Origin of the sequence: Pseudomonas sp. HY13-MNA-CIBAN-0226 (assembly GCF_040310305.1) — a bacterium.
GTDB lineage: Bacteria > Pseudomonadota > Gammaproteobacteria > Pseudomonadales > Pseudomonadaceae > Aquipseudomonas > Aquipseudomonas gregormendelii.
In genome coordinates this window covers 1-22,058 of record NZ_JBEOPS010000005.1, presented here as the reverse complement: position 1 = coordinate 22,058, position 22,058 = coordinate 1, and the positions used below count along the sequence as shown (strand labels likewise).

At 59.5% G+C, this 22,058-nt stretch carries 22 protein-coding genes; 7 read left to right on the top strand and 15 right to left on the bottom strand.

From position 1 onward, the window contains the following. Window positions 1-33: 33 nt before the first annotated feature. The gene (locus tag AAEZ05_RS06770) at window positions 34-630 is read right to left on the bottom strand and encodes a membrane protein (protein ID WP_045061794.1); all 597 of its coding nucleotides are present in this window, start codon (window positions 628-630) and stop codon (window positions 34-36) included. A gap of 148 nt (window positions 631-778) precedes the next feature. Here AAEZ05_RS06770 and AAEZ05_RS06765 point away from each other — a divergent pair, with 148 nt between their 5' ends. Both AAEZ05_RS06765 and AAEZ05_RS06760 read left to right on the top strand, forming a co-directional pair. Further along, complete coding sequence (locus tag AAEZ05_RS06765; protein ID WP_350646846.1) at window positions 779-1,570, top strand: dienelactone hydrolase family protein; 792 nt, start codon at window positions 779-781, stop codon at window positions 1,568-1,570. Window positions 1,571-1,678: 108 nt separating this feature from the next. Then, window positions 1,679-2,404, top strand: a complete 726-nt coding sequence (locus AAEZ05_RS06760) for a 4'-phosphopantetheinyl transferase family protein (protein ID WP_201777876.1) — start codon at window positions 1,679-1,681, stop codon at window positions 2,402-2,404. Window positions 2,405-2,459: 55 nt separating this feature from the next. On the opposite strand, the gene AAEZ05_RS06755 is transcribed toward AAEZ05_RS06760, so the two are convergent. The 3 genes from AAEZ05_RS06755 to AAEZ05_RS06745 form a co-directional block, all read right to left on the bottom strand. Continuing rightward, window positions 2,460-4,070, bottom strand: coding sequence for an ATP-binding protein (locus AAEZ05_RS06755; RefSeq protein ID WP_045061797.1), 1,611 nt, complete (start codon window positions 4,068-4,070; stop codon window positions 2,460-2,462). Next, complete coding sequence (locus tag AAEZ05_RS06750; protein ID WP_045061798.1) at window positions 4,067-4,780, bottom strand: response regulator; 714 nt, start codon at window positions 4,778-4,780, stop codon at window positions 4,067-4,069. Before AAEZ05_RS06750 ends, AAEZ05_RS06755 begins: the two co-directional genes overlap by 4 nt. A gap of 330 nt (window positions 4,781-5,110) precedes the next feature. Then, the gene (locus AAEZ05_RS06745) at window positions 5,111-5,374 is read right to left on the bottom strand and encodes a hypothetical protein (protein ID WP_045061799.1); all 264 of its coding nucleotides are present in this window, start codon (window positions 5,372-5,374) and stop codon (window positions 5,111-5,113) included. A gap of 142 nt (window positions 5,375-5,516) precedes the next feature. Here AAEZ05_RS06745 and AAEZ05_RS06740 point away from each other — a divergent pair, with 142 nt between their 5' ends. Then, window positions 5,517-8,411 (top strand): ribonucleoside-diphosphate reductase subunit alpha, encoded by a 2,895-nt coding sequence (locus AAEZ05_RS06740; protein ID WP_205893452.1) that lies wholly within the window; start codon window positions 5,517-5,519, stop codon window positions 8,409-8,411. A 265-nt stretch (window positions 8,412-8,676) separates the two neighbouring features. On the opposite strand, the gene flgE is transcribed toward AAEZ05_RS06740, so the two are convergent. The 7 genes from flgE to AAEZ05_RS06705 all read right to left on the bottom strand — a co-directional run bounded on the left by flgE (window position 8,677) and on the right by AAEZ05_RS06705 (window position 13,841). Further along, window positions 8,677-9,999 (bottom strand): flagellar hook protein FlgE, encoded by a 1,323-nt coding sequence (gene flgE / locus AAEZ05_RS06735; RefSeq protein ID WP_045061801.1) that lies wholly within the window; start codon window positions 9,997-9,999, stop codon window positions 8,677-8,679. 31 nt (window positions 10,000-10,030) lie between these two features. Then, entirely contained in the window at window positions 10,031-10,756 is a 726-nt protein-coding gene (gene flgD, locus AAEZ05_RS06730; protein WP_045061802.1) for a flagellar hook assembly protein FlgD, read from the bottom strand. A 15-nt stretch (window positions 10,757-10,771) separates the two neighbouring features. Further along, window positions 10,772-11,215 carry a flagellar basal body rod protein FlgC gene (gene flgC / locus AAEZ05_RS06725; RefSeq protein WP_045061803.1) on the bottom strand — a complete coding sequence of 148 codons (444 nt, stop codon included), beginning with the start codon at window positions 11,213-11,215 and terminating at the stop codon, window positions 10,772-10,774. A 3-nt stretch (window positions 11,216-11,218) separates the two neighbouring features. Continuing rightward, complete coding sequence (gene flgB, locus AAEZ05_RS06720; RefSeq protein ID WP_045061804.1) at window positions 11,219-11,626, bottom strand: flagellar basal body rod protein FlgB; 408 nt, start codon at window positions 11,624-11,626, stop codon at window positions 11,219-11,221. 169 nt (window positions 11,627-11,795) lie between these two features. Further along, window positions 11,796-11,984 carry a hypothetical protein gene (locus AAEZ05_RS06715; protein ID WP_205893451.1) on the bottom strand — a complete coding sequence of 63 codons (189 nt, stop codon included), beginning with the start codon at window positions 11,982-11,984 and terminating at the stop codon, window positions 11,796-11,798. Window positions 11,985-12,034: 50 nt separating this feature from the next. Next, entirely contained in the window at window positions 12,035-12,862 is an 828-nt protein-coding gene (gene cheR / locus AAEZ05_RS06710; RefSeq protein ID WP_045061805.1) for a protein-glutamate O-methyltransferase CheR, read from the bottom strand. Between the two features lie 46 nt (window positions 12,863-12,908). Next, window positions 12,909-13,841, bottom strand: a complete 933-nt coding sequence (locus tag AAEZ05_RS06705; RefSeq protein ID WP_045061806.1) for a chemotaxis protein CheV — start codon at window positions 13,839-13,841, stop codon at window positions 12,909-12,911. 84 nt (window positions 13,842-13,925) lie between these two features. On the opposite strand from AAEZ05_RS06705, the gene flgA reads away from it, so the two are divergent. The 4 genes from flgA (at window position 13,926) to AAEZ05_RS06685 (ending at window position 16,546) form a co-directional block, all read left to right on the top strand. Then, the gene (gene flgA, locus AAEZ05_RS06700) at window positions 13,926-14,687 is read left to right on the top strand and encodes a flagellar basal body P-ring formation chaperone FlgA (RefSeq protein ID WP_045061807.1); all 762 of its coding nucleotides are present in this window, start codon (window positions 13,926-13,928) and stop codon (window positions 14,685-14,687) included. A 177-nt stretch (window positions 14,688-14,864) separates the two neighbouring features. After that, window positions 14,865-15,191, top strand: a complete 327-nt coding sequence (flgM, locus tag AAEZ05_RS06695; RefSeq protein ID WP_045061808.1) for a flagellar biosynthesis anti-sigma factor FlgM — start codon at window positions 14,865-14,867, stop codon at window positions 15,189-15,191. A 48-nt stretch (window positions 15,192-15,239) separates the two neighbouring features. Then, window positions 15,240-15,707 carry a flagella synthesis protein FlgN gene (locus AAEZ05_RS06690; protein ID WP_045061809.1) on the top strand — a complete coding sequence of 156 codons (468 nt, stop codon included), beginning with the start codon at window positions 15,240-15,242 and terminating at the stop codon, window positions 15,705-15,707. Window positions 15,708-15,799: 92 nt separating this feature from the next. Then, window positions 15,800-16,546: a flagellar brake protein gene (locus tag AAEZ05_RS06685; RefSeq protein ID WP_045061810.1), complete on the top strand. Its 747-nt coding sequence runs from the start codon at window positions 15,800-15,802 to the stop codon at window positions 16,544-16,546. 63 nt (window positions 16,547-16,609) lie between these two features. Here AAEZ05_RS06685 and AAEZ05_RS06680 read toward each other — a convergent pair whose 3' ends face one another. The 4 genes from AAEZ05_RS06680 to AAEZ05_RS06665 form a co-directional block, all read right to left on the bottom strand. Further along, window positions 16,610-18,001 (bottom strand): MFS transporter, encoded by a 1,392-nt coding sequence (locus AAEZ05_RS06680; protein ID WP_045061811.1) that lies wholly within the window; start codon window positions 17,999-18,001, stop codon window positions 16,610-16,612. A 70-nt stretch (window positions 18,002-18,071) separates the two neighbouring features. After that, the gene (locus AAEZ05_RS06675; RefSeq protein ID WP_350646894.1) at window positions 18,072-19,313 is read right to left on the bottom strand and encodes a glutamine synthetase family protein; all 1,242 of its coding nucleotides are present in this window, start codon (window positions 19,311-19,313) and stop codon (window positions 18,072-18,074) included. A gap of 199 nt (window positions 19,314-19,512) precedes the next feature. Beyond that, entirely contained in the window at window positions 19,513-20,205 is a 693-nt protein-coding gene (locus AAEZ05_RS06670) for a sensor histidine kinase (protein ID WP_350646845.1), read from the bottom strand. After that, entirely contained in the window at window positions 20,202-21,806 is a 1,605-nt protein-coding gene (locus tag AAEZ05_RS06665; RefSeq protein ID WP_350646844.1) for a response regulator, read from the bottom strand. Before AAEZ05_RS06665 ends, AAEZ05_RS06670 begins: the two co-directional genes overlap by 4 nt. Window positions 21,807-22,058: the final 252 nt, after the last annotated feature.

Below are 22,058 nucleotides of genomic sequence, written 5' to 3'. Positions count from 1 at the left end.
TTGATACGGCGCAAACCTTTCGCGATGTACCGCTTAGAAAGCGTAGTTCGCCGCCAGATACGTCTGGGCGCTGCTGGTCAAATCCACCGAGCCCTTCTTGCTACCGCCACGGCTCAATTCGGTGCTGGCATTGCTACGTAGATAACGGTAACCCAGTTCCAACGAGGTTTTTTGAGAAACCTGTTGCAAGATCCCCAACTGCCCTCCGATGGCATAGCCAATATTGCTGTCGCGGCTGAAGCCTCGTGTTTCCTGCGACAATTTGGCCAAACCGGCGGTGGCACCGCCAAACAGCTTGGTGCTACCGCCCACCGGGTAGAACACATCATAGCTACCCAAGAGGTTTTCCTGGCGCAGGTTCAGGCCGTCGTGGTTCATGTCCGACACGTTGTCGTATGTGGCGTAGTAGCGACCTTGGCTGTTTTGCTGACCGACGCGAACACCAAAAGTAGTGCTTTTGTCGATCGCGGCGGCGCTCGGGTGGTTGAAGTTGCTGTTCATGGCATGGGACTTTTTGATCTTGTCGCTGGTCTGTCCAAGAGTAAAGCTGACGAAGTTGTCATTGGCCATGGCAGCGGTACTCGCGCCCATAACGGTGATAGCCAGCAGCAATTTTTTGAATCCAGTCATTAGGTGTTTCCTTGTGTTGTCATGTGCTTGTTGGGTATGGGAGAAGATTACTCAGCTCGCCCTGAACTCACCCTGAACACCTTCTGAACCTGGGCTGAACCAGACAGAACCGACCTTTTTCGATGACTGACTTGCGGGAGATCCAACCATGCGCGCGTTTCTTGCCCTCGTATTAATCGCCTTGAGCGGACTCAGCCAGGCGGCCATCCAGACCCGGGAAATCCTCTACCAAAGCGCCGACGGCACCCGGCTCATCGGTTATTACGCCTACGACGACTCGATCAAGGGCCCGCGCCCGGGGGTTGTGGTGGTGCATGAATGGTGGGGACTCAACGACTACGCCAAACGCCGCGCCCGCGATCTGGCAGGCCTGGGATACAGCGCCCTGGCCATCGACATGTATGGCGATGGCAAGAACACCGAGCACCCCAAAGACGCCATGGCCTTCATGCAGGCCGCTCTCAAGGACAGCTCGACGGCGAGTGGGCGCTTTCAGGCCGGGCTTGACCTGTTGAAACAACAACCGCAGACCGACCCACAAAAACTCGCGGCCATCGGTTACTGCTTCGGTGGGGCGGTGGTGCTCAACGCCGCACGCCAGGGCGTGCCGTTAGCGGGTGTGGTGAGCTTCCATGGTGCGCTGGTAACCCAGACGCCGGCGTCACCCGGAACCGTGAAGGCGAAAATCCTGGTGGAGCACGGGGCATTGGACAGCATGGTCACTGCCGACAACGTCGCGGCATTCAAGACGGAAATGGACAAGGCCGGCGCGGACTACCGCTTCGTCAGCCTGGAAGGCGCCAAGCACGGCTTCAGCAATCCGGATGCCGACCGCCTCGGTCACGGGGAGCATGGCGGGCCGGATATCGGTTACAACAAGGCTGCCGATGAAAAATCCTGGGCGGACATGCAGGCCTTTCTCAAGACAATCTTTTCCTGACTGAAAGGTGAGAACGTCTGGGTGGCGAGGCAGCGTCCTTGTCACCCGGAGCAGCCAAAAGCTCTTCGACTCTACCCAGCCAGGAGGCAACCCGGCAAAATGCCTGACATGAACCATTCCCCCGCCCTGCCCGCCTGCTGCACGCCACTCGACGCTCATTGGCCACTGCCGTTTGCGCTGCCCGAAACTGTCCTGCTCAGCACTCACTTCGACAGTACGCTGCTGACCAACGATGACTTTGCACGCAGTGCCATCGCCGTGCCTGCCAGCATCCAGCGCTCGGTCGCCAAACGCCAGGCGGAGTTTCTCGCCGGGCGGGTGTGTGCCCGGGCGGCGTTGCAGCAACTGGAGGGGCTGGATTTCAGCCCGGCGATAGGTGAAGACCGGGCGCCGGTCTGGCCGGCGCACATCAGTGGTTCGATCACCCACAGCACCGGGCGTGCAGCAGCGATCGTCGCGAAAAAAGCCCACTGGCGCGGCCTGGGCATGGACTTGGAAAATATCCTGAACCCGGAGCGAGCCGAACGGCTGGCCGGGGAAATACTGACGGCACCTGAATTAAAGCGCATGGCGGCCGGTCGGCGCGAGCAGCTGGCGATGCTGGTGACGCTGACGTTCTCGGTAAAGGAAAGCCTGTTCAAGGCCTTGTATCCGATCGTGCAGCAGCGTTTTTACTTCGAGCATGCCGAAGTGCTCGAGTGGGACGAAGCCGGGGAGGTGAAATTGCGATTACTCACGGACCTGTCCAGCGAATGGCGTAACGGGGCCGAGCTGCAAGCGCAGTTTGCGGTGATGGACGGGCAGTTGTTGAGCCTGGTCAGTATCCAGGCCTGATGGTTTCAGTGCTCGAGAGGACCCCATCGCAAGCCAGCCCGCTCCCACAGGGGGCTCAACGCTTTTCCTGATGTCTCGGCCAGCTCAGACTGAAACAGGCGCCGCCCAGGCTCTTGCTCTTGCCGATCAGCGCACGGCCATCGTGCCAATGAATGATCCTCCGGACGATCGACAACCCCAACCCATGCCCACCCGAGGCCCGGGTGCGACTGTCGTCCAGGCGTAAAAACGGGGTGAAAATTCGTTCCCAGGCCACCTCTGGCACGCCGGGCCCGTCGTCCTCGACATCGATCCGGCAGCGCTGTTGCCCCACCTGATAGCTGACAGTCACCCTGGTCGTTGCGTGACGCATGGCGTTGCTCACCAGGTTCTGCAACGCCCGGTGCAGGTAACGCGGTTCGGCCTCGACCCAGGCGTCATCACAATCGGCGGCAGACAGGCACAGACCTCGTTGCACCGTGACACCGGCCCGCAGTGGCGCCAGCTCCTCGATGACCTGGCTGACCAGTGCATCCAGATCGATCCGCTGAAAATTCAAGGCCGGGGAACCCTGCTCGAGGCGCGCGTAGGTAAGCATTTCGTCCACCAGCTTATCGAGGTCCTCGATGTCGTGGTCCATGCCCTCGCAATACTTGTGCAGCGCTTGAGGCGTCGTGGCCGAGCCGATCATCTCCAGGCCAAAGCGCAGGCGCGCCACTGGCGTGCGTAACTCGTGGGACACCGCGCGCACCAGTTCACGCTGAATCGCCAGCAACTGCTGCAAGTGTTCGGCCATGCCATTGAAGGCCGACGCCAGGCGCCCTACCGAGTCCGCACCGCGGGCTGGCACCCGGGTTTCCAGGCTGCCCTTGGCGATGCGGGTGGCGGCGGCTTCCAGCCCGCGTAAGCGGCGCTCCAGCTGGCGCACCAGCAGGTAGACAATCAGCCCGATCAGGCTCAAGCCGAGGGCCGCGATCAGGACCAGCCACTGTGCAGGGTAAGGGTTCATCTGGTACAGCGGACCGATCTCCAGCACCCACGGGGTACCGACCATGCCGGCAAACACCCGGATCGAATCGCCCTCCTTGCCCAGCGCCATCACCGTGTCGCCCTCGGACACCCGCCGACTCTGGTCTTCGTCCATGTCCGCCTGATCAACAGTGACCAGACGCAAGTCGAAGCCAAAGCCCTTGTCTTCCTTGAGCTCGGCCAGGCGCCTGGGCTGCTCGGCCACCGGAACGCGCACCAGTTCGTCAGCCAGCAGGTAAATGGTCGCCCGGGCCAATTGCTCGCTGATCTGCTGCACCTCCCCGGTCAGCATCAACTGTTCCTTGTCACTGACCAGCCTGTAAACCCTCGCTGCGTGCGGCCCGGTCTGTTCCACCAGCGCCTGGCCGCGGAGCACGCGGGTACGCTGGGTTAGATCGAGGTCGGTCTGGGCAAACGTCTTCAGCGTGAGTGGAATGCCCAGCAGCCGCTCCCAGACCAGCAGCGCCCGGTGGCGCTCGGTCTGGTTCATCGGTTGCAGGTTGTCAGCCATCAGCGAGAATGTGCCATGGGCCAGGCGTTCACGGTATTGCTCGCTGCGCACCTCGTTAAGCAGGTGCAGGGCGAGCACGCCGAGTACCGCTACCAGGATCAGTGCTGCGCACATCCCGCCGTAGATTCGCAGGAAGATCGAGTTCACAGGGTGCAGGCTTCCGGAACGAACAGATAACCCTTGCTACGGATGGTTTTGATCAATCGCGGGTGGTCCGGGTCGTCGCCGATTTTCGGGCGGATACGCGAGATGCGCACGTCGATGGAGCGGTCCTGGCCGTCATAGCCGATGCCGCGCAGTGCGGTGAAGATCTCTTCCCGGGACAGAATGCGCCCGGCGTTGTCCACCAGCAGCCACAGCAGATCGAATTCGGCGCTGGTCAGTTCGATGCTGACATCACGCAGCCAGGCTTCGCGCAATGCGTTGTCCACCACCAGCGGACCGAATTGCAGGCGGCGTTGTTTTTCCGGGGCCACTTCCGGCCCTTCGCTGCGGCGCAACAACGCCTGGATACGCGCCAACAGCAGCCGCGGACGGACCGGTTTGCACACATAGTCATCAGCCCCCAGATCGAGGCCCAGAATCTGATCGGTGTCGTCGGTGCGGGCGGTCAGCATCAGGATCGGCCCGTCGTAGCGGTCGCGGACCTTGCGACAGATGCTCAAGCCGTCCTCGCCGGGAAGCATCAAGTCGAGAATCACCAGGTCAGGCTGTTCCTTGAGGATCCGCGCTGCGGCCAGGGCGCCATCGCCCTCGATCGAAACGCGCAGGCCGTTGGCTTCCAGGTAATCGCGGGTCAGTTCGGCCAGACGCTGATCGTCCTCCACAATCAATACCTGCCAGGCTTCTTGCTCCACGGTGACCTCTGCTTGCCGAAACGCTCATAAAGGAAGGCTCCCCCCGTCTTTTTGTAATGAATAGGGAGGAAAATAATGCGTGTGTACAGGCCGATTGTATAAACGGCGGCCACCGAGAACACAAGCTGGCAAATGCGTTCGGATATGACCATTTTTTGTGGTAGGGTTCGCGCCCTTAAAAAACCACCCGGCTGTTTTCGACCGGCAAAAAACCGTGACAAACGGTCTGATCCAGCAGGGTCGCGGGCTACGGGCGCGTTCCAGGTTTCACGCACAATATACGCACAGGTTTATCCACAGGTAGTACGTTGCAACACCCTCCAAAACGCACTATCTTGTAGCCCGACAGAAAAAAAACCCTACATGTAGGGTTTTGCAGAAAAAACCAAACACAAACCGGATATCAAATTCAAGCGCTTTAATCGCCTCTGTCTGGTTGATTTTTACGTATTTATGAAAGACCAGACCGTGCAAGCGGATGGCTACTGTTTTTGGGCCGAAATCGGCAAAAGCGGTACGGGTGTTGCAGTCGTCAACTGTCACCCAAATGGAATGCGGATCCAGGTTCAAGGCCTGGACCCAAGACTTCGGCATGGAAGCGGCGCCCCAATAGCCCCTTCCTGATCTGTCCCGAAGTTGTATGCCCGGCGGCTCGCCGGTTGTAGTGCTTCAGGACAGAACGGTGGGCACCGTGATGGTGCCCAAACAAACATAGAGAATGTGGAGACAACCCCCCATGCAAACCGACACAACTCGCGAGAACCCGCAGGGCTCCTTGCCGCAGGCCGCTGATTCGACTTCGGATCTGTCCGCGACCGCGCCTGGCCAGCTGCGCGTGATCAAGCGTAACGGCACTGTCGTTCCTTACACCGACGACAAGATCACCGTCGCGATCACCAAAGCGTTTCTCGCAGTTGAAGGCGGCACCGCTGCCGCTTCGTCGCGAATCCATGACACCGTTGCGCGCCTGACCGAACAGGTCACTGCAACCTTCAAGCGTCGCATGCCATCGGGCGGCACCATCCACATCGAAGAAATCCAGGACCAGGTCGAACTGGCCCTGATGCGTGCCGGCGAGCAGAAAGTGGCTCGCGACTACGTGATCTACCGCGACGGTCGTTCGAAAGAGCGCGCTGCCCACGCCCCTGCCGAACAATCGGTCAACGCTCACCCGTCGATCCGCATCACCCGCGCCGATGGCACCTTTGCGCCTCTGGACATGGGCCGCCTGAACACCATCGTCACCGAAGCGTGCGAAGGCCTGGAAGAAGTCGACGGCGACCTGATCCAGCGCGAAACCCTGAAGAACCTGTACGACGGCGTGGCCCTGACCGACGTCAACACCGCCCTGGTAATGACCGCCCGTACTCTGGTCGAGCGTGAGCCAAACTACTCGTTCGTCACCGCGCGCCTGCTGATGGACACCCTGCGTGCCGAAGGCCTGGGCTTCCTGGGCGTCGCCGACAGCGCGACCCACCATGAAATGGTCGACCTGTATGCGCAGGCCCTGCCTGCGTACATCACCAAGGGTATTGAATTTGAATTGCTGAACCCGATCCTGGCCACTTTCGACCTGGAAAAGCTGGGCAAGGCGATCAACCACGAGCGCGACCAGCAGTTCACGTACCTGGGCCTGCAGACCCTGTACGACCGTTACTTCATCCACAAGGACGGTATCCGCTTCGAGCTGCCGCAGATCTTCTTCATGCGCGTGGCCATGGGCCTGGCGATCGAAGAGAAGAACAAGGAAGATCGTGCGATCGAGTTCTACAACCTGCTGTCGTCCTTCGACTACATGTCGTCGACCCCGACGCTGTTCAACGCCGGTACCCTGCGTCCACAGCTGTCCAGCTGCTACCTGACCACCGTTCCGGACGACCTGTCGGGCATCTACCACGCGATCCACGACAACGCCATGTTGTCCAAATTTGCCGGTGGCCTGGGCAACGACTGGACCCCGGTGCGTGCCTTGGGTTCGTACATCAAGGGCACCAACGGCAAGTCCCAGGGCGTTGTGCCGTTCCTGAAAGTGGTGAACGATACCGCCGTTGCCGTTAACCAGGGTGGCAAGCGCAAAGGCGCTGTATGTGCCTACCTGGAAACCTGGCACATGGACATCGAAGAGTTCATCGAGCTGCGCAAGAACACCGGTGATGATCGCCGTCGTACCCACGACATGAACACTGCCAACTGGATCCCTGACCTGTTCATGAAGCGTGTCTTCGATGACGGCAAATGGACCCTGTTCTCGCCATCCGAAGTGCCGGACCTGCACGACCTGACCGGCAAGGCCTTCGAAGAGCGTTACGAGTACTACGAAGCCCTCACCGAGTACCCAGGCAAGGTCAAGCTGTTCAAGACCATCCAGGCCAAAGACCTGTGGCGCAAAATGCTGTCCATGCTGTTCGAAACCGGTCACCCATGGCTGACCTTCAAGGACCCGTGCAACCTGCGCAGCCCGCAGCAGCACGTGGGCGTGGTCCACAGCTCGAACCTGTGCACCGAGATCACCTTGAACACCAACAAGGACGAGATCGCCGTTTGCAACCTGGGCTCGATCAACCTGCCGAACCACATCGTCAACGGCAAGCTGGACACCGCCAAGCTGGAACGTACCGTGAACACCGCCGTACGCATGCTCGATAACGTTATCGACATCAACTACTACTCGGTGCCACAAGCGAAGAACTCCAACTTCAAGCACCGTCCGGTCGGCCTGGGCATCATGGGCTTCCAGGATGCGCTGTACCTGCAGCACATTCCTTACGGTTCCGACTCGGCCGTCGAGTTCGCCGACAAGTCGATGGAAGCGGTCAGCTACTACGCGATCCAGGCTTCCTGCGACCTGGCAGACGAGCGCGGCGCCTACGAGACGTTCCAGGGTTCGCTGTGGTCCAAGGGCATCCTGCCGCTGGATTCGCAACAGATCCTGATCGAGCAACGTGGCCAGAAGTACATCGACGTGGACCTGAACGAATCCCTGGACTGGGCACCGGTTCGCGCCCGTGTACAGAAAGGCATTCGTAACTCCAACATCATGGCCATCGCACCGACCGCGACCATCGCCAACATCACTGGCGTTTCGCAGTCGATCGAACCGACCTACCAGAACCTCTACGTGAAATCGAACCTGTCGGGCGAATTCACCGTGATCAACCCGTACCTGGTTCGGGACCTGAAGGCTCGCGGTCTGTGGGACGCGGTCATGATCAACGACCTGAAGTACTACGACGGTTCGGTACAGCAGATCGAGCGCATCCCGCAAGAACTCAAAGAGCTCTATGCGACTGCCTTCGAAGTGGACACCAAGTGGATCGTTGACGCCGCCAGCCGTCGTCAGAAGTGGATCGACCAGGCTCAGTCGCTGAACCTGTACATCGCCGGCGCTTCGGGCAAGAAGCTGGACGTCACCTACCGCATGGCCTGGTACCGTGGTCTGAAAACCACTTACTACCTCCGTGCCCTGGCCGCCACCAGCACTGAGAAGTCGACCATCAACACCGGCAAGCTGAACGCTGTTTCCAGCGGCGGCAACCACGGTGACGATTCGGTCCTGGCAGCGCCAGCCGGCCCTGCTCCAGTGCCGAAGGCTTGCGCCATCGACGAGCCGGATTGCGAAGCTTGCCAATAAGCTGAGCCCGTAAGCGCTGAAAAGCGCTTACCTGAGAACCCCCGATCAGTCCTCTGGATTGCCGGGGGTTTTCTTTTGCCTCGTGTAAATGCTTAAAAGATCGCAGCCTCGTTGCACTCGGCAGCTCCTACATTGAAATGCGATTCACGCAGAAACTCTGTAGGAGCTGTCGAGTGCAACGAGGCTGCGATCCCTTGACCCACACCTGCCACCCACAACAAAAAAGCCCCTCTATAGAGAGGGGCTCCTGTCCAGCACTGCACCATCAAGTCATCTGAATAATGGTCTGCATCAAAGTGCTCTGGGTCGAGATGGTCTTCGCGTTCGCCTGATAGTTGCTCTGCGCCTTGATCAGGTCGACCAGCTCGTTGGTCACGTTGACGTTGGACTCTTCCAGCGAGTTGGAGCGGATCGTGCCCAGACTGCCGGTGTCCGGCGAATCGTAGCCCGCGATACCCGACGAGTAGGTCTCTTTCCAGCTGGTGCCACCTACCGCTTGCAAGCCTTGTTCGTTGGTGAAGCTCGCCAGAGAAATCTGACCGATCGGCTTGGTCTGGTAGTTGCTGAAGTTGGCCAGCAATACGCCGCTGCCGTCGATGGTCAGGTTGGTGATCTGGCCGGTGGCATAACCGTTCTGCACTGGAATTGAACGCGCAGTGTCGGCGTTGTACTGCGTGGTATTGCCCATGGCGATAGTCATGCCATCAGGGTTGGCGGCTGCGCCGTTGGCCGTCCAGACGCCGTCGGTGACGGTGCCCGGCACCCAGTTGGTCACCTTCAGATCATTGCCGAGGGTCGAGGTTGGCGGTGTGGTCGGCGGAGTCACGGGCGTGCTGATTTGGGTCAGCTTGCCGGCAGAGTCGAAACTCAGCGTCGAGGGCTGCGGAGTGGACAGGCTGCCGTCCATGTTGCGGCCATCGATCAGGGTGTAGTTGTCCCACGTGTTCGGACCGGTCTTGACCATGAATTGCTCCATGACGTGGGAATTGCCCTGGCTGTCGTAAATCGGCGTGTTGAATTTCTTGCTGTAGGTTTCGGCCTTGGTCGGGTCGAACTTGTTCGTGGCAATCGTTTGGTCGATCACCTTGTCCGTGGAGTTCAGGTTGATCGTGGACGAGATCGCGTCGGTGGTCTTCGGCGCCAGGTTGGACGTGTCGATGCGCAGATCAGTCAACATACCGTTCTGGATCTTGCCATTGGCATCCACGCCATAGCCCTGCAGGCGCGCAGTGCCGTCGGTGTTGGTAACGTAGCCTTCGCTGTCGACCTTGAACGTGCCGGCGCGGGTGTAGGACAGCGAACCGCTGTCGTTCAACACGAAGAAACCGGAGCCGTTGATGCCCATGTCCAGCACGTTGCCGGTGTTGGTGATATCACCCTGGGTGAATTGCTGCGACACGTTGGCCAGGCGTACACCGCTGCCTACGGTCTTGCTTCCGGAACCCAGCTTGCTCGCCGAGTAGACATCTTCGAATTCCGCACGGGACGACTTGAAACCTGTGGTCGCGACGTTGGCGATGTTGTTGCCGGTGACGTCCAGTTGTTTGTTGGCTGCAAAGAGACCGCTAAGGCCGATATTGAAAGACATGGTTCACTCCTTTATGCCGGGTTAGTCGGCTTTACATACCAATAGTTTGTACTTTGGACAGGGCGATGCTGCCCAGGCCCGCCAGGTTGAGCATCAACTCGCCACCGGTCTGGCTGATGGTCACGCTGTTGACGGTGGCCGGCAGGTTGGTGACCAGGGAAACCGCCTGACTGTCGATGGTGGCTGATGCTGCAAAAGTGTAAGTACCCGATTCGACCGTCTTGCCGGCGTTGTCCTTGCCGTCCCAGATGAAGCTCGCGTTGCCGGCTACCTGGCTGCCCATGTCGATGGTGCGCACGACCGTGCCGTCCTTATCGGTAATCTTCAGCGTGGCGGCCGGCACGGACGTCGGAATGGCCACGGTGCCCGTCATGCTCTTGGAGGTATCAACCACGGCCTTGTCGCCCGGGGCAATCACCGAACGACCCACCAGCGACGAGGCCTGCAGCGCCTGGGACGAGTTGTAGTTGCCGGCAATGCCACTCACGGTGTCGTTAAGCGTAGTGATGCCTTCCAGGCTGCTAAACTGCGCCAACTGAGCGACGAACTCGCCGTTGTCCTGAGGCTCGAGCGGGTTCTGGTTCTTCAGCTGGGTGACCAGCAATTGCAGGAACGCATCTTTGCCCAGGGCCTTCTTGCCGGCGGCACTGCCGGTGGCCGAAGCCAGGCCATCACTGGTGGTGGAGGTGTTCTTGACGGAGGAGTTGGCCAGTATGTCGTTGAGGCTCAAGCTGCTTGTCGTATCGGTAACACTCATCTGAGTTGCCCCTTATCACTGACCGAGCGTCAGGACCTTCTGCATCATGGTTTTGGCGGTGTTCATCATTTCGGCGTTGGTCTGGAACGAACGACTCGCGGAAATCATGTCGGCCATTTCCTCCACCACGTTGACGTTCGGGTAGTAGACGTAGCCCTTGGCGTCAGCAGACGGATGGTTGGGTTCGTAGCGGGCTTCCAGATTGCTCTGGTCCTCGACCACGCCCAGCACCTGCACGCCCTGACCGGCCCCGTCCTGGTTCTGGAACAATGAATCGCTGCCGCCGCTCTGCGCACCCTGGAACATGGTGGCGAATACCGGGTGCCGTGCGCGGTAGGTCTGGTCCAGGCTGGACGACACGGTCTCGGCGTTGGCGATGTTACTGGCGACGGTGTTCAGGCGAGTGGTCTGGGCACTCATGCCGCTACCGGCAATGTTGAAAACACTGGACAGGGACATGATTTATTCTCCTCGCAAGGCTGAAATCAGCCCTTTGAATTTGCTATTGAGCAGGGTGAAACTGGCCTGGAAGTTGACCGAGTTCTGCGCGTAGTTCGACTGTTCGAGCTGGGCGTCCACGGTGTTCTGGTCAATCGATGGCTGCATCGGCGTGCGGTACAACAGCGACTCGTCGCCGCTGCCCAGGCCTTGGGCCTCGATATGCCGGCTGTTGGTCATGTTCAGCGCAAATCCGCCGCCCTTGGTTTTCTCGCTCTGCTCGGCGAGCACTTTGGAGAAGTCCAGGTCCCGCGCCTTGTAGTTCGGGGTGTCGGCGTTGGCGATGTTGTTGGCCAGGACTTCGGCACGCTGGGCGCGGAAGTTCAACGCCTGTTCGTGGATACCGAGCGCTTTATCGAAGCTGATGCTCATGTCGGGAAACCTTCGGGTGACCGGATTTTCGTAGGATGGACATAGCAAGCTGCGTGCCAATTGAAAAAACCCCGTAAACCGGGGCTTTGCGGGCACGGGCCCCTGTGGCAACGACAGAAAAGCGGCAACGGGTTTCCGCTGCCTGCCGCTTTTCTGCCGCTTGTTCCAGTTAGACATCTCCTGTAGGAGCTGCCGAAGGCTGCGATCTTTTGATCTTGATCTGAAAAAACAGGATCAAAAGATCGCAGCCTTCGGCAGCTCCTACGGGATGCAAAGCGGTCTTTTGATCTCGCTCTAAAAACAGGATCAAAAGATCGCAGCCTTCGGCAGCTCCTACGTGATGCAAAGCGGCAGGCATAAAAAAAGGGAGTCCTTGGGGACTCCCTTTTTTATGCCTGCCGCTTTGCATCACTTCGCCTGGTAAATAATCCCCGGGCTGCACTGAACCATCTGGTAGTGATCCGGCAAACCATTGAGTGCCTCGGAAGCGCCCAGGAACAAATACCCACCCGGTTTCAACGTACTGTGGATCCGCAGCAGAATGTCCTTCTTCACCTCAGCGGAAAAGTAGATCAGCACATTGCGACAGAACACGATGTCGAACTTGCCCAGCGCCGCGTAGCTGTCCAGCAGGTTGAACGAGCGAAACTCCACGCGGCTTTTGATCGGCGCCTTGATGGCCCAGCGCCCCGGCCCTTTCGGGTCGAAATAGCGCTGCAAACGTTCCGGCGACAGGCCGCGACCGATGGCCAGGCTGTCGTATTCGCCCGTCTTGCAGTTGGTCAGCATGGTGCCGGAAAGGTCGGTGGCAACGATCTGCACCCCCATCTTCAACTGACCCAGGTTGACCCGCTCGAACTCATCGATCGACATCGACAACGAGTACGGTTCCTGCCCCGACGAACAGGCAGCCGACCAGATCCGCAGGCGCTGACCAGGAGCGGCCTTGATCGCTTCCGGCAGCACCTTGTTCTTCAGCACTTCAAACGGATAAGTGTCACGAAACCACAAGGTTTCGTTGGTCGTCATGGCATCGACCACCATCTCGCGCAGACCACTGCGCGGTTGGGTCTGGATGCGCTGGACCAGCTCCCCCAGGGACTTGATGCCTTGCTGCTCCATCAGTTTGTTGAGGCGGCTGGACACCAGGTATTGCTTGTTTTCACCGAGCAAAATGCCACAGGCTTTTTCCAGGAATACCCGGAACTGTTCGAAATCCAAATTACCCGTAGACAATGGTGCCGCCTCTTAACTCGTATTGATCGCCTGGAGCAAAAGGCCCCTAGCTGATATCTGCTGCTTTGATCCGGTCGACTACCCGGGATGCCAGGTCATCAGGACGGAATTTGGCCAGGAAGTCATCGGCACCGACTTTCTTGACCATCGCCTGATTGAACACACCCGACAACGAAGTATGCAGGATGATATGAAGCTTTTGCATGCGTGGGTCGCTGCGGATCTCGGCGGTCAGGGTATAGCCGTCCATTTCCGGCATCTCGATGTCGGAAATCATCATCAGAAACTCTTCTTCCGGCTTCTTCCCTTCGTCCACCAGCTTGCGCAGGTAATCCAGGGCCTGCCGACCGTCGTTCAACGCCACGACTTCCACACCGACCGTCTGTAGACAACGCGATACCTGCTTGCGTGCCACGGACGAGTCATCAACCGTCAGCACCCGCAAAGACAGGGCCTTGTGCTGGGTCTCGACGTCCACCACACCAACGGAAATCGCTTCCGGCGTGGGTGCCACTTCCGCCAGCACTTTCTCCACGTCGATGATTTCGACCAACTGATTGTCGACCCGGGTCACAGCCGTCAGGTAATGATCGCGGCCGGTGCCCTTGGGTGGCGGATGGATCTCCTCCCAGTTCATGTTGACGATTCGCTCCACCGAGCGCACCAGGAACCCCTGGGTCTTGGTGTTGTACTCCGTGATGATCACGAAGGGATTGCTTTGATCCAGCAACCGACCGGCACCGGTCGCCATCGCCAAATCGAGAATCGGAATGGTTGCCCCCCGAATACTCGCTACACCGCACACGACAGGATTGGATTTGGGCATCACGGTCAGCTTGGGGCATTGCAGCACCTCACGAACCTTGAATACGTTGATCCCATAGAGCTGCTGGCCGTCGAGACGGAACAACAACAGCTCCAGGCGATTCTGCCCTACCAGTTGCGTGCGCTGGTTTACCGAATCCATTACACCAGCCATGCCCAGACCCCCTAACACCAACGCTTAAGTGTGTTGCGACGCACATTCATTGCTAAACGGCACGGCGCTTGCTTTTTAACTCTTATGAGCACAGAACCGACATTTTTCCGACGCCTGACCGCACATTTGCACACATTGCTGTGCGCGACGGCGGCTGCCTGCCTGTTTAACGCTGGCAGCCCTGCCCTTGCCGACTCGGTTACCTTGCCTGACATGCTTATCGGCGTGACCCAGGGTTTTCTTGAATTCACCGTAGAAGACTATTTGGCGACCAGTCAGACCGAGGGTCGATATGAAATCGAAGTCAACCAACTCGACCCGCGCCTTCGCATGCCGATGTGCGACAGGGAATTGACAGCCAGCCTTGAAAGCCCGGCCAGGCCCTTGGGGCGTGTCACGGTCAAAGTTCGTTGCGAAGGCGCCTCTCCGTGGACGGTTTTCGTGCCGGCGCAGGTCCGCCTGTTTCGCGAAGTCGTCACCGCCACTCGGCCGCTGCGACGCCTCGGGGTGATCGAACCTGAAGACGTCATGTTGCGCGAGCGCGACATCAGCCTGATCAGCCAGGGCTACCTGACGTCCCTGGACCAGGCGATCGGACAGAAGTTGACCCGACCAATGGTCGCCGATCAGCTGGTCACCCTGGTGAACATCGAACAGGCGGAAGTCATCAGCAAGGGTGACCAGGTGGTGATCACCGCCCGCAGCGGCACGCTCAGCGTACGCATGCCCGGCGAGGCGCTGTCCAATGGCGGGTTGCGCGATCAGATCCGCGTGAAAAACCTCAATTCCCAGCGAGTCATCAAGGCGCAAGTGATCGCGCCCGGCCAGGTGGAAGTCGCCATGTAGAGGCCGGGCCTGGCAAGCAGCCGCTTGAAGAGATGGCGCACCCTGCGACTGTTCCCTAAACTAGGGCGTGCAGGGGCCAGCGCTGACGCGCGCAAGCTCATTGATAAATGGGCCTAAAGTTTTCTCGGGTATGGCCGAAAACATGGCAAGCGTCCAAATACCCAGAGGTTTTTTATCATGGTCATCGATTTCAACTCATCGAACAGCGCTCTGCCACTAAAGGGCAGTACACGTACCAGTGCCAGCAAGGAAGCGGCTGAAAATGCCAAGGCTGCGCCGCTGAATACCCCGGCACCGGAAGCCACTACCGTGAAAAGCGGAGAATCGGTACATTTCAGTAATGAGGCCCAGCAGTTGCAGAAGGTCACTGACAAGCTGCGCGATCAGCCTGAAGTCGACAAAGCCCGCGTGGCCGAGTTGAAAGCAGCGATTGCCGATGGCAGCTATAAAGTCGACAGCAAAAGCGTAGCCAGCAAACTGATCAACTTCGAACACCAGCGCTAGGCTCCGGTCTGCGCCAGGCTTTTGGACGCTTAAAACCCAAGGCTAGCCATGCACGATACCCAATTACTACAACTGATCATCGACGACTTTGCACCAGCGCAACAATTGTTCGAGCTACTGCAAACCGAGTCCCTCGCCTTGCATGGTCGCGACATGCGTCTGCTCGAGGATATTCTGGCGCGCAAGCAGGCACTGATCATTTTGCTGGAACAGCATGGCCGCAAGCGCAGCGAAATCCTTGCCAGCCTCAACCTGCCGCTCAATCGACAGGGGCTGGAGCAACTGGCCAGCCAGTCAAGCGTTGGCGACCGCCTGTTGTCGCAAAGTGATGTGCTGACCGATCTCCTGGCCCAGTGCCAGGACGCCAACGTGCACAATGGCCGGTCCATCATGATGCAACAGGCCGCCACGGCCACCCAGCTGAAAATCCTTCATGGCGGCGACACACCCGCGCTTTACGACGCGCGCGGTTCAACCTCCACCCTGGCGAAACGGGGTCCCCTCAGTCAGGCCTGAACCTGACATCGAGCCCGCACTATCAAGACGAGAAACATGCTGGCAAAATGCCGGCAAGCAGCTGTCAAATTTTGTCTGGAGATTGATGAACCGTGTTCAATGCCTCAAGCGCGGATGATGCTCCGCAGCCACCCAAGGTGCTCACCACGCCCCTTGAGATCTCCGGCACCCTTCGTCAGCTGCAAGACAGCCACGACCCGCTGATCATCACGTTTCACGAGCGCGCCCAACGCTTCCAGAGTTATCTGGTGGGGATTGACCGTGACAACGGCACCATGGCCCTGGACGAAATGATCCCCCGTGACGGCGAACGTTTCCTGCTGGCAGGCGAGCCGTTCAAGGTCGAAGGCTTTCACGACGGCGTGCGAATCGCCTGGGAAAGCAACGGCGCGCTGACCATCGACGAAACCAGTGGCAGCCGCTGCTATCACGGCCCCCTGCCGGACGAAGTGGTATACCACCAGCGCCGCAACGCCTTCCGCGCGGCATTGAAGCTGGCGCAACTGGTGGACGTGGACCTGGACGGTGAAAAACTCAAGGCGCCGATCAAGGGCAAGTTGCTCGACATCTCCGCCACCGGCTGCAAATTGCGTTTCGACGGCGACATCGGCGGCAACCTGCAACTGGGCCAGGTCTACGACCGTTTCATGGCTGCCCTGCCGTTCGGCAAAATGACTGCCCCGGTTGAACTGCGTTACCTGCATTTCGAAGAGAAAATTTCCACCACCTTCGCCGGCGTGCGCTTTCACAACATGAGCGGCCTGGTGCAGCGCCAGGTCGAGCGCTTTGTCTATCAGCTGCAGCGCGAAGCCCGCCGATTCGATAAAGACGACCTCTGATACAGGCGCCAATAAAAACGGGCAGTCCCTTGCGGTGACTGCCCGTTTTTTTATGCGCCGAACTTAAGGACGCGCTTCGGTAAAGCTCTGTTCACGCCCCTCATCCGGGTCGTCGCCCGAGGGTTCATCCGTTTCAGATTTCGGCTCTGGTTCCAGCTCTGGTCCCACCTCAGGCTCAGGCTCAGGCGCAACCGGATTCTGCATCTGATCCTGCACCACCTGCTCATCCACCCGCGGATCGAGCGCCGCTACCAATGGCGAACTCGACATGCTGTCCGGCATCGCCACGTGATGCAGCGGCGCGTCGTCGACCTGGTGCAGGTTGGTCACCGCTTTCGGGCGGATTCGCCACACCAGCACCAGCGCGAAGAAGCTGAAGAACGCATACAGCATCTGGCTGCCGAACAGCTTCATCAAGACCCCTGCCACCAAAGGCCCGATACTCGCACCCACGCCATAGGTCACCAGCAGCATCGCGGTCAGGGAGACCCGGCGATCACCTTCGACGTGGTCATTGGAGAAGGCCACGGCCAATGGATACAGGCAGAACTGCACCAGCGAGCAGAAGAACCCGGCGATGAACAGCACCTCCAGCGGCACTTGCTTGAGGATCGCCAACGGCAACGCGGCCACCGCCAGGCTGAACGCAAAGCAGCGGATCAACAGCGCCCGGTCATAGCGATCGGACAGCCAGCCCAGCGGCCACTGCACCAGCAGGCCGGCAAAAATGCAGCTACCCATGAACAGACCGACCTGCTCGGTGGACAGCCCTTGCTGCGAGGCATACAGCGGCGCCAGGCCGTAGAACGAACCGACGATCAGGCCCGCGCCCAGCACCGTGCTGAGTGACTGCGGCACCCGCTTGATAAAGAATCGCGGCTCCATGGGCGCCGGATGCAGGGGGGCGGGGTGAATCCGCCGGGTCAGGGCCACCGGCACCAGGCACAGGGCGAAGCACAGGGCGACCAGCATCAACAACTCCAGGCCCAGCGCCGGGTGCATGACCAGAATCAACTGACCCAGCACCAATCCCAGGTACGAGGCAATCATGTAGCCGCTGAACACCAGGCCACGCTGCTTGGCTTCGGCCTGCTCATTGAGCCAGCTTTCGATGACCATGTACTGGCACATCATGCCCAGGCCGACAATCACCCGCAGGAACAGCCAGGCGGGCAGCCAGTCGATCAATCCATGACCGAGCACCGCAGCACCGACGATACCGGCACAGGTCGCATAGGCCCTGATATGCCCGACCCGGGCGATCAGCCGGTGGCCGATCTTGCCACCCAGCACCAGGCCGAAATAGTTGGCCGCCATCAAGGCACCCACCCACAGGCTGTCGACATTGTCGGCGGCCAGGCGCAGGCCCAGATAAGTACTCAACAAGCCTGAGCCGATCAACATCATCAGCGAGGCGAAATAAAGCGCTCGAAAGGATTTCCAGATTTGGCGCATCGGCGTTCCGAGCGGCTCCTTGCAGTAAGTGTCGGGCTATCCGAAAAGATAGCCCGATGGCGCTGATTCGTCAGGCCTGGGCGGCCAGGACACGACGCTCCCAGGGCGTAATTTCGTCGAAGAAGCTGGTCAACTCAAGGGTCTTCGAAGCGACGTAGCCTTCGATGAACTCAGTGCCAAACAGTTCCTTCGCCAATTGACTACGTTTCAGACGCTCGAGAGCGGCATGTAAGGTACAGGGCAACGAAAGATTATCCGGCACCTGGAATTCACCCTGGATCGGCTCGCTCGGTTCCAGCTGGTTTTCAATGCCATGCAGCCCGGCGGCCAGGCTCGCGGCGATGGCCAGGTACGGGTTGGCATCCGCCCCCGGCAAGCGATTCTCGACCCGACGGGCGACCGGTGAACTGGCGGGAATGCGCAAGCCTGCCGAGCGATTGTCATGGGACCAGCAGGCATTGTTCGGCGACGCAAACGGATGGCACAAGCGCTGGTAGGAATTCACATTAGGCGCAAACAACGCCGTGAAATCCGCCATGCCCGCCTGCTGCCCCGCAATGAAATGACGGAACATCGCCGTCGGCTCGCCCGCCTCGTCACTGAACACATTTTTGCCACTGCCGATCTCGACGATGCTTTGATGAATATGCATCGAACTGCCAGGGGTGTGCGCCAGCGGCTTGGCCATGCACACCACGATCAGGCCATGCTTGAGCGCGACTTCCTTGAGCAGGTGCTTGAACAGGAACGTCTGGTCGGCCAGCAGCAAAGGATCGCCATGCAGCAGATTGATCTCGAACTGGCTCACACCCATCTCGTGCATGAATGTATCGCGCGGCAGGCCAAGCGCGGCCATGCATTCGTAGACCTCGCTGAAGAACGGGCGCAGGCCGTTGTTGGAGCTGATGCTGAACGCACACTGTCCGTCCTCGCGACGTCCGTCCAGGCCGGCCGGTGGCTCAAACCCCAGCGTCGGATCAGGGTTGGGCGCGAACACGAAAAATTCCAGCTCGGTTGCCACCACCGGCGCCAGGCCCAAGGCGGCATAACGAGCGATGACCGCCTTGAGCTGGCCCCGGGTCGACAGGCTCGAGCTTTCGCCACTGAGTTCATCGGCATCACAAATGGCCAGCGCTCGCGGATGCTTGCTCCAAGGCAGGCGATGGATCTGTGCCGGATCCGGCACCAGCGCCAGGTCGCCGTCATCACTGCCGTAGAAACGCGCCGGCGGATAACCGCCCATGATGCATTGCAGCATCACCCCCCGCGCCAGCTGCAGGCGTCGACCTTCGAGGAATCCCTCTGCGGTCATCACCTTGCCACGGGGAACGCCGTTCAAATCCGGCGTGACACATTCGATTTCATCAATGCCCGTCAGTCGCTGTGCGAGTGAGCGCTGGCCATCGGTTGTCATGACGCAATCCTTGTTGTTGTGCGAGCCACGAAGGGCAACCCGTACAAAATAGGCTCCGCGTGTTCGGAATATCAAGCAGCGCCAGGCAAAAATTACCTCAGGGCAGATAGAGGCTGAACAAACCGCCGCCCAACGGGCCGCCGTTGCCGATCTCGGTGCGCCCTTCCACGCCATTACGCTGGTGCAGTGCAGCAATCCGCGCGGCAAAATACAGGCCCAGGCCGGTACTGCCGGTGGTGTGGTTGATGCCCTGAACATAATTGGCCTGGTGTTCAATCATCTGCGGCGAGTACCCCTCGCCATCGTCATTGACCGTGATCACCAGTTGCCCAGCCGTATCACTCACACTGATCAGCACCGCCTGGCGAGCGTAACGGATGGCATTGTTGATGCAGTTTCCCAGTACCGAGGCGATCAGTTCGCGGTCGAAGAAACCCAGGGGGCTCAACGGGTCCACTTCAAAGGTGGCCATGATGCCGCGACTGGCGAACACCTCCTGATGAAAGGCCAGTTGCGCCTCAATGAAATCGTCCAGCTCATGATAGGCCGGCTGCAACGGCAGCTGGTTGATGCCTATTTTGTAAAGCCCCAACAGTTGCACCAGCATGCTATTGAGGTGGGCGAACTCGAATTCGATCACACCCTGCTCCGGCGCCTGCCGCGCGGGGGCCGGCAAGCGCCCCAGCCATTGGCTGTGCGCCTGCATCAGCATCGCCAGGGAGTTCTTCATGTCGTGCACGGTGGAAGCGATTACCGTGGAAAAGTCCAGTGCCGGGTCGTTGTGGTTCATGCGCCGAACGCCTTGGTTTTCAGTTTCTGGTAGCGCGGGAAGCGCGGATCGGAATCGGGCATCAGGCCAACCATTTTCAGGCAGGTCCGGCACTCGGTGAGTTCGGCCGAAGGCAGGCTGGTATCGGTGCCATGCAGCAGTGACTGCGCCATATTCAGTGCGATACTGATGTTCTTCGGCTGCAGCCCCAGGGCTTTGCGGAACACCGCACGGGCTTCCACCAGGTTGCCGGTCTTGTACACCCGCACGCCCTGACGGTTGAGGTCGGCGGCCAGGTTGCCGGAATTGAGAATGGCCGGGTCATCGGTCAATTTGGCGATGCCCTTCATCACCGCCGGATCGTCGCCGTAGATTTCCGCACAGTTCTTCAACATGCTGGCGCCTGCATCGGGCTGTCCGAGCATCTGCAACTGCTTGGCCACCAGCAGCGCCGCCTCGGCGCTCATGAACTGCTCCATGCCATCGAGCCGCTGCATCGCCTGCTCGGTGAGCTTCTCGGCCGTCTCGGCATCGTTGAGCAACAAGCTGGTGGCCTTCATCAGGCGCGCACGGATCTGCAAGCCGGGGTCGGACGGGTTGTCCTTCGCCACGGCACTCAGCGTGGTGTTGATTTCCAGGCGGGTGCGGGTATCCAGGCCTTTCTCGCTACCCTTGCTGATCAAGGCATGGGCCAGGCCGAGATTGCTCTCGGCGTCCTTGAAGCGAGACTGGGCACCTTGCGCCACCGCCTGGCGATAGGCCTTGGAAGCCGTCTCGAAATCCTCGTTGGTCATCGCCAGTTTGCCCAACTGCGCCTGCCTGCGAACCGCCAGGGGCGAGAGGCGGATCGCATCTTCCAGCACCCGCTGGGCGCCGCGAGTGTCTCCTTCGGCCGCCAGCACATCGGCCATGCCGTCGTAGAGCGCGGGCATCATTGGAAACACTTTCAGGGCCTTCTCGTACACGCCCTTGGCCTGGGTGATCTGGCCGCGCTTGAACAACAGCTTGCCCAGACCGGCGAACGCCCAGGGCAACGGTCGGTCGGCAATGATGCTGTCGTACAGACGCTCCAGCGCCTCGTTCTGGTTCAGGTCGCGCAGTGCATCGGCTCTGTAGCGCAGGCACAGGGGAGAGTAGCGAATGTCCTGCTTGCACAGGGCAATACAGGCATTGAGCACCTCCAGCGGCTTGCCGCGATCAAGGGCCTGCAGGATCGGCTTGAGCAGGGTTTTGCGTTGCACCAGGCGCTCCAGGCGCTGGGCCAGGCCGGACCGGTTGAACGGCTTGGTCAGGTACGCATCAGGCTCGTGCTCCAGGGCACTCAACACCATCGCCTGGCTGGTCTCGGCAGTGACCATCACGAACACACTCTCATGACTGATCAACTTCTCGACCATCAAGTCTTCGAGCACCTGTTGCCCATTCTTCTTGCCGTCACCCAGGTGGAAGTCCTGCAGGATGAAATCGTAGGACTTCTGCGAACACATGCGCAACGCTTGCTCGCCGGTATCCGCGGTATCCACGTCCTTGATCCCCAACTCCCGGAGCATCGACCTGACAGCACTGCGAAAGTCCGAGAAATCATCGACGATCAGGAACCGCTTTTGGTGATACGACAGCATCGAGGATTTCCAGGCAGTTTTAGAAAATGACATTGGCCGTCTGGGTTATCGGCCAGAAGTCATCATCTCTTGAGCGCAGGGATGCGTAGCGAGAGGTAAAAAACAAGCAGTGCAATCCACCCCCGAATGACCCGCCAATGTCGGTCGTCGGGCCAATAGCTGAGGGTATTTTCCTGCGGACAAAAACAAAACCCCTACCTGCATACGCAGATAGGGGTTTCGGAATTTAATCTTGACGATGACCTACTCTCA

Coding starts and splice junctions, on each gene's coding strand:
- AAEZ05_RS06740 (WP_205893452.1), top strand. CDS start 5,517: ATGCAAACCGACACAACTCGCGAGAACCCGCAGGGCTCCTTGCCGCAG.
- flgA (WP_045061807.1), top strand. CDS start 13,926: ATGAGCACAGAACCGACATTTTTCCGACGCCTGACCGCACATTTGCAC.
- flgE (WP_045061801.1), bottom strand. CDS start 9,999: ATGTCTTTCAATATCGGCCTTAGCGGTCTCTTTGCAGCCAACAAACAA.
- AAEZ05_RS06770 (WP_045061794.1), bottom strand. CDS start 630: ATGACTGGATTCAAAAAATTGCTGCTGGCTATCACCGTTATGGGCGCG.
- AAEZ05_RS06665 (WP_350646844.1), bottom strand. CDS start 21,806: ATGCTGTCGTATCACCAAAAGCGGTTCCTGATCGTCGATGATTTCTCG.
- AAEZ05_RS06675 (WP_350646894.1), bottom strand. CDS start 19,313: ATGACCGCAGAGGGATTCCTCGAAGGTCGACGCCTGCAGCTGGCGCGG.
- flgB (WP_045061804.1), bottom strand. CDS start 11,626: ATGAGCATCAGCTTCGATAAAGCGCTCGGTATCCACGAACAGGCGTTG.
- AAEZ05_RS06690 (WP_045061809.1), top strand. CDS start 15,240: ATGCACGATACCCAATTACTACAACTGATCATCGACGACTTTGCACCA.
- AAEZ05_RS06765 (WP_350646846.1), top strand. CDS start 779: ATGCGCGCGTTTCTTGCCCTCGTATTAATCGCCTTGAGCGGACTCAGC.
- AAEZ05_RS06670 (WP_350646845.1), bottom strand. CDS start 20,205: ATGAACCACAACGACCCGGCACTGGACTTTTCCACGGTAATCGCTTCC.
- AAEZ05_RS06760 (WP_201777876.1), top strand. CDS start 1,679: ATGAACCATTCCCCCGCCCTGCCCGCCTGCTGCACGCCACTCGACGCT.
- AAEZ05_RS06745 (WP_045061799.1), bottom strand. CDS start 5,374: ATGCCGAAGTCTTGGGTCCAGGCCTTGAACCTGGATCCGCATTCCATT.
- AAEZ05_RS06705 (WP_045061806.1), bottom strand. CDS start 13,841: ATGGCTGGTGTAATGGATTCGGTAAACCAGCGCACGCAACTGGTAGGG.
- flgC (WP_045061803.1), bottom strand. CDS start 11,215: ATGTCCCTGTCCAGTGTTTTCAACATTGCCGGTAGCGGCATGAGTGCC.
- flgM (WP_045061808.1), top strand. CDS start 14,865: ATGGTCATCGATTTCAACTCATCGAACAGCGCTCTGCCACTAAAGGGC.
- flgD (WP_045061802.1), bottom strand. CDS start 10,756: ATGAGTGTTACCGATACGACAAGCAGCTTGAGCCTCAACGACATACTG.
- AAEZ05_RS06715 (WP_205893451.1), bottom strand. CDS start 11,984: ATGCCTGCCGCTTTGCATCACGTAGGAGCTGCCGAAGGCTGCGATCTT.
- AAEZ05_RS06680 (WP_045061811.1), bottom strand. CDS start 18,001: ATGCGCCAAATCTGGAAATCCTTTCGAGCGCTTTATTTCGCCTCGCTG.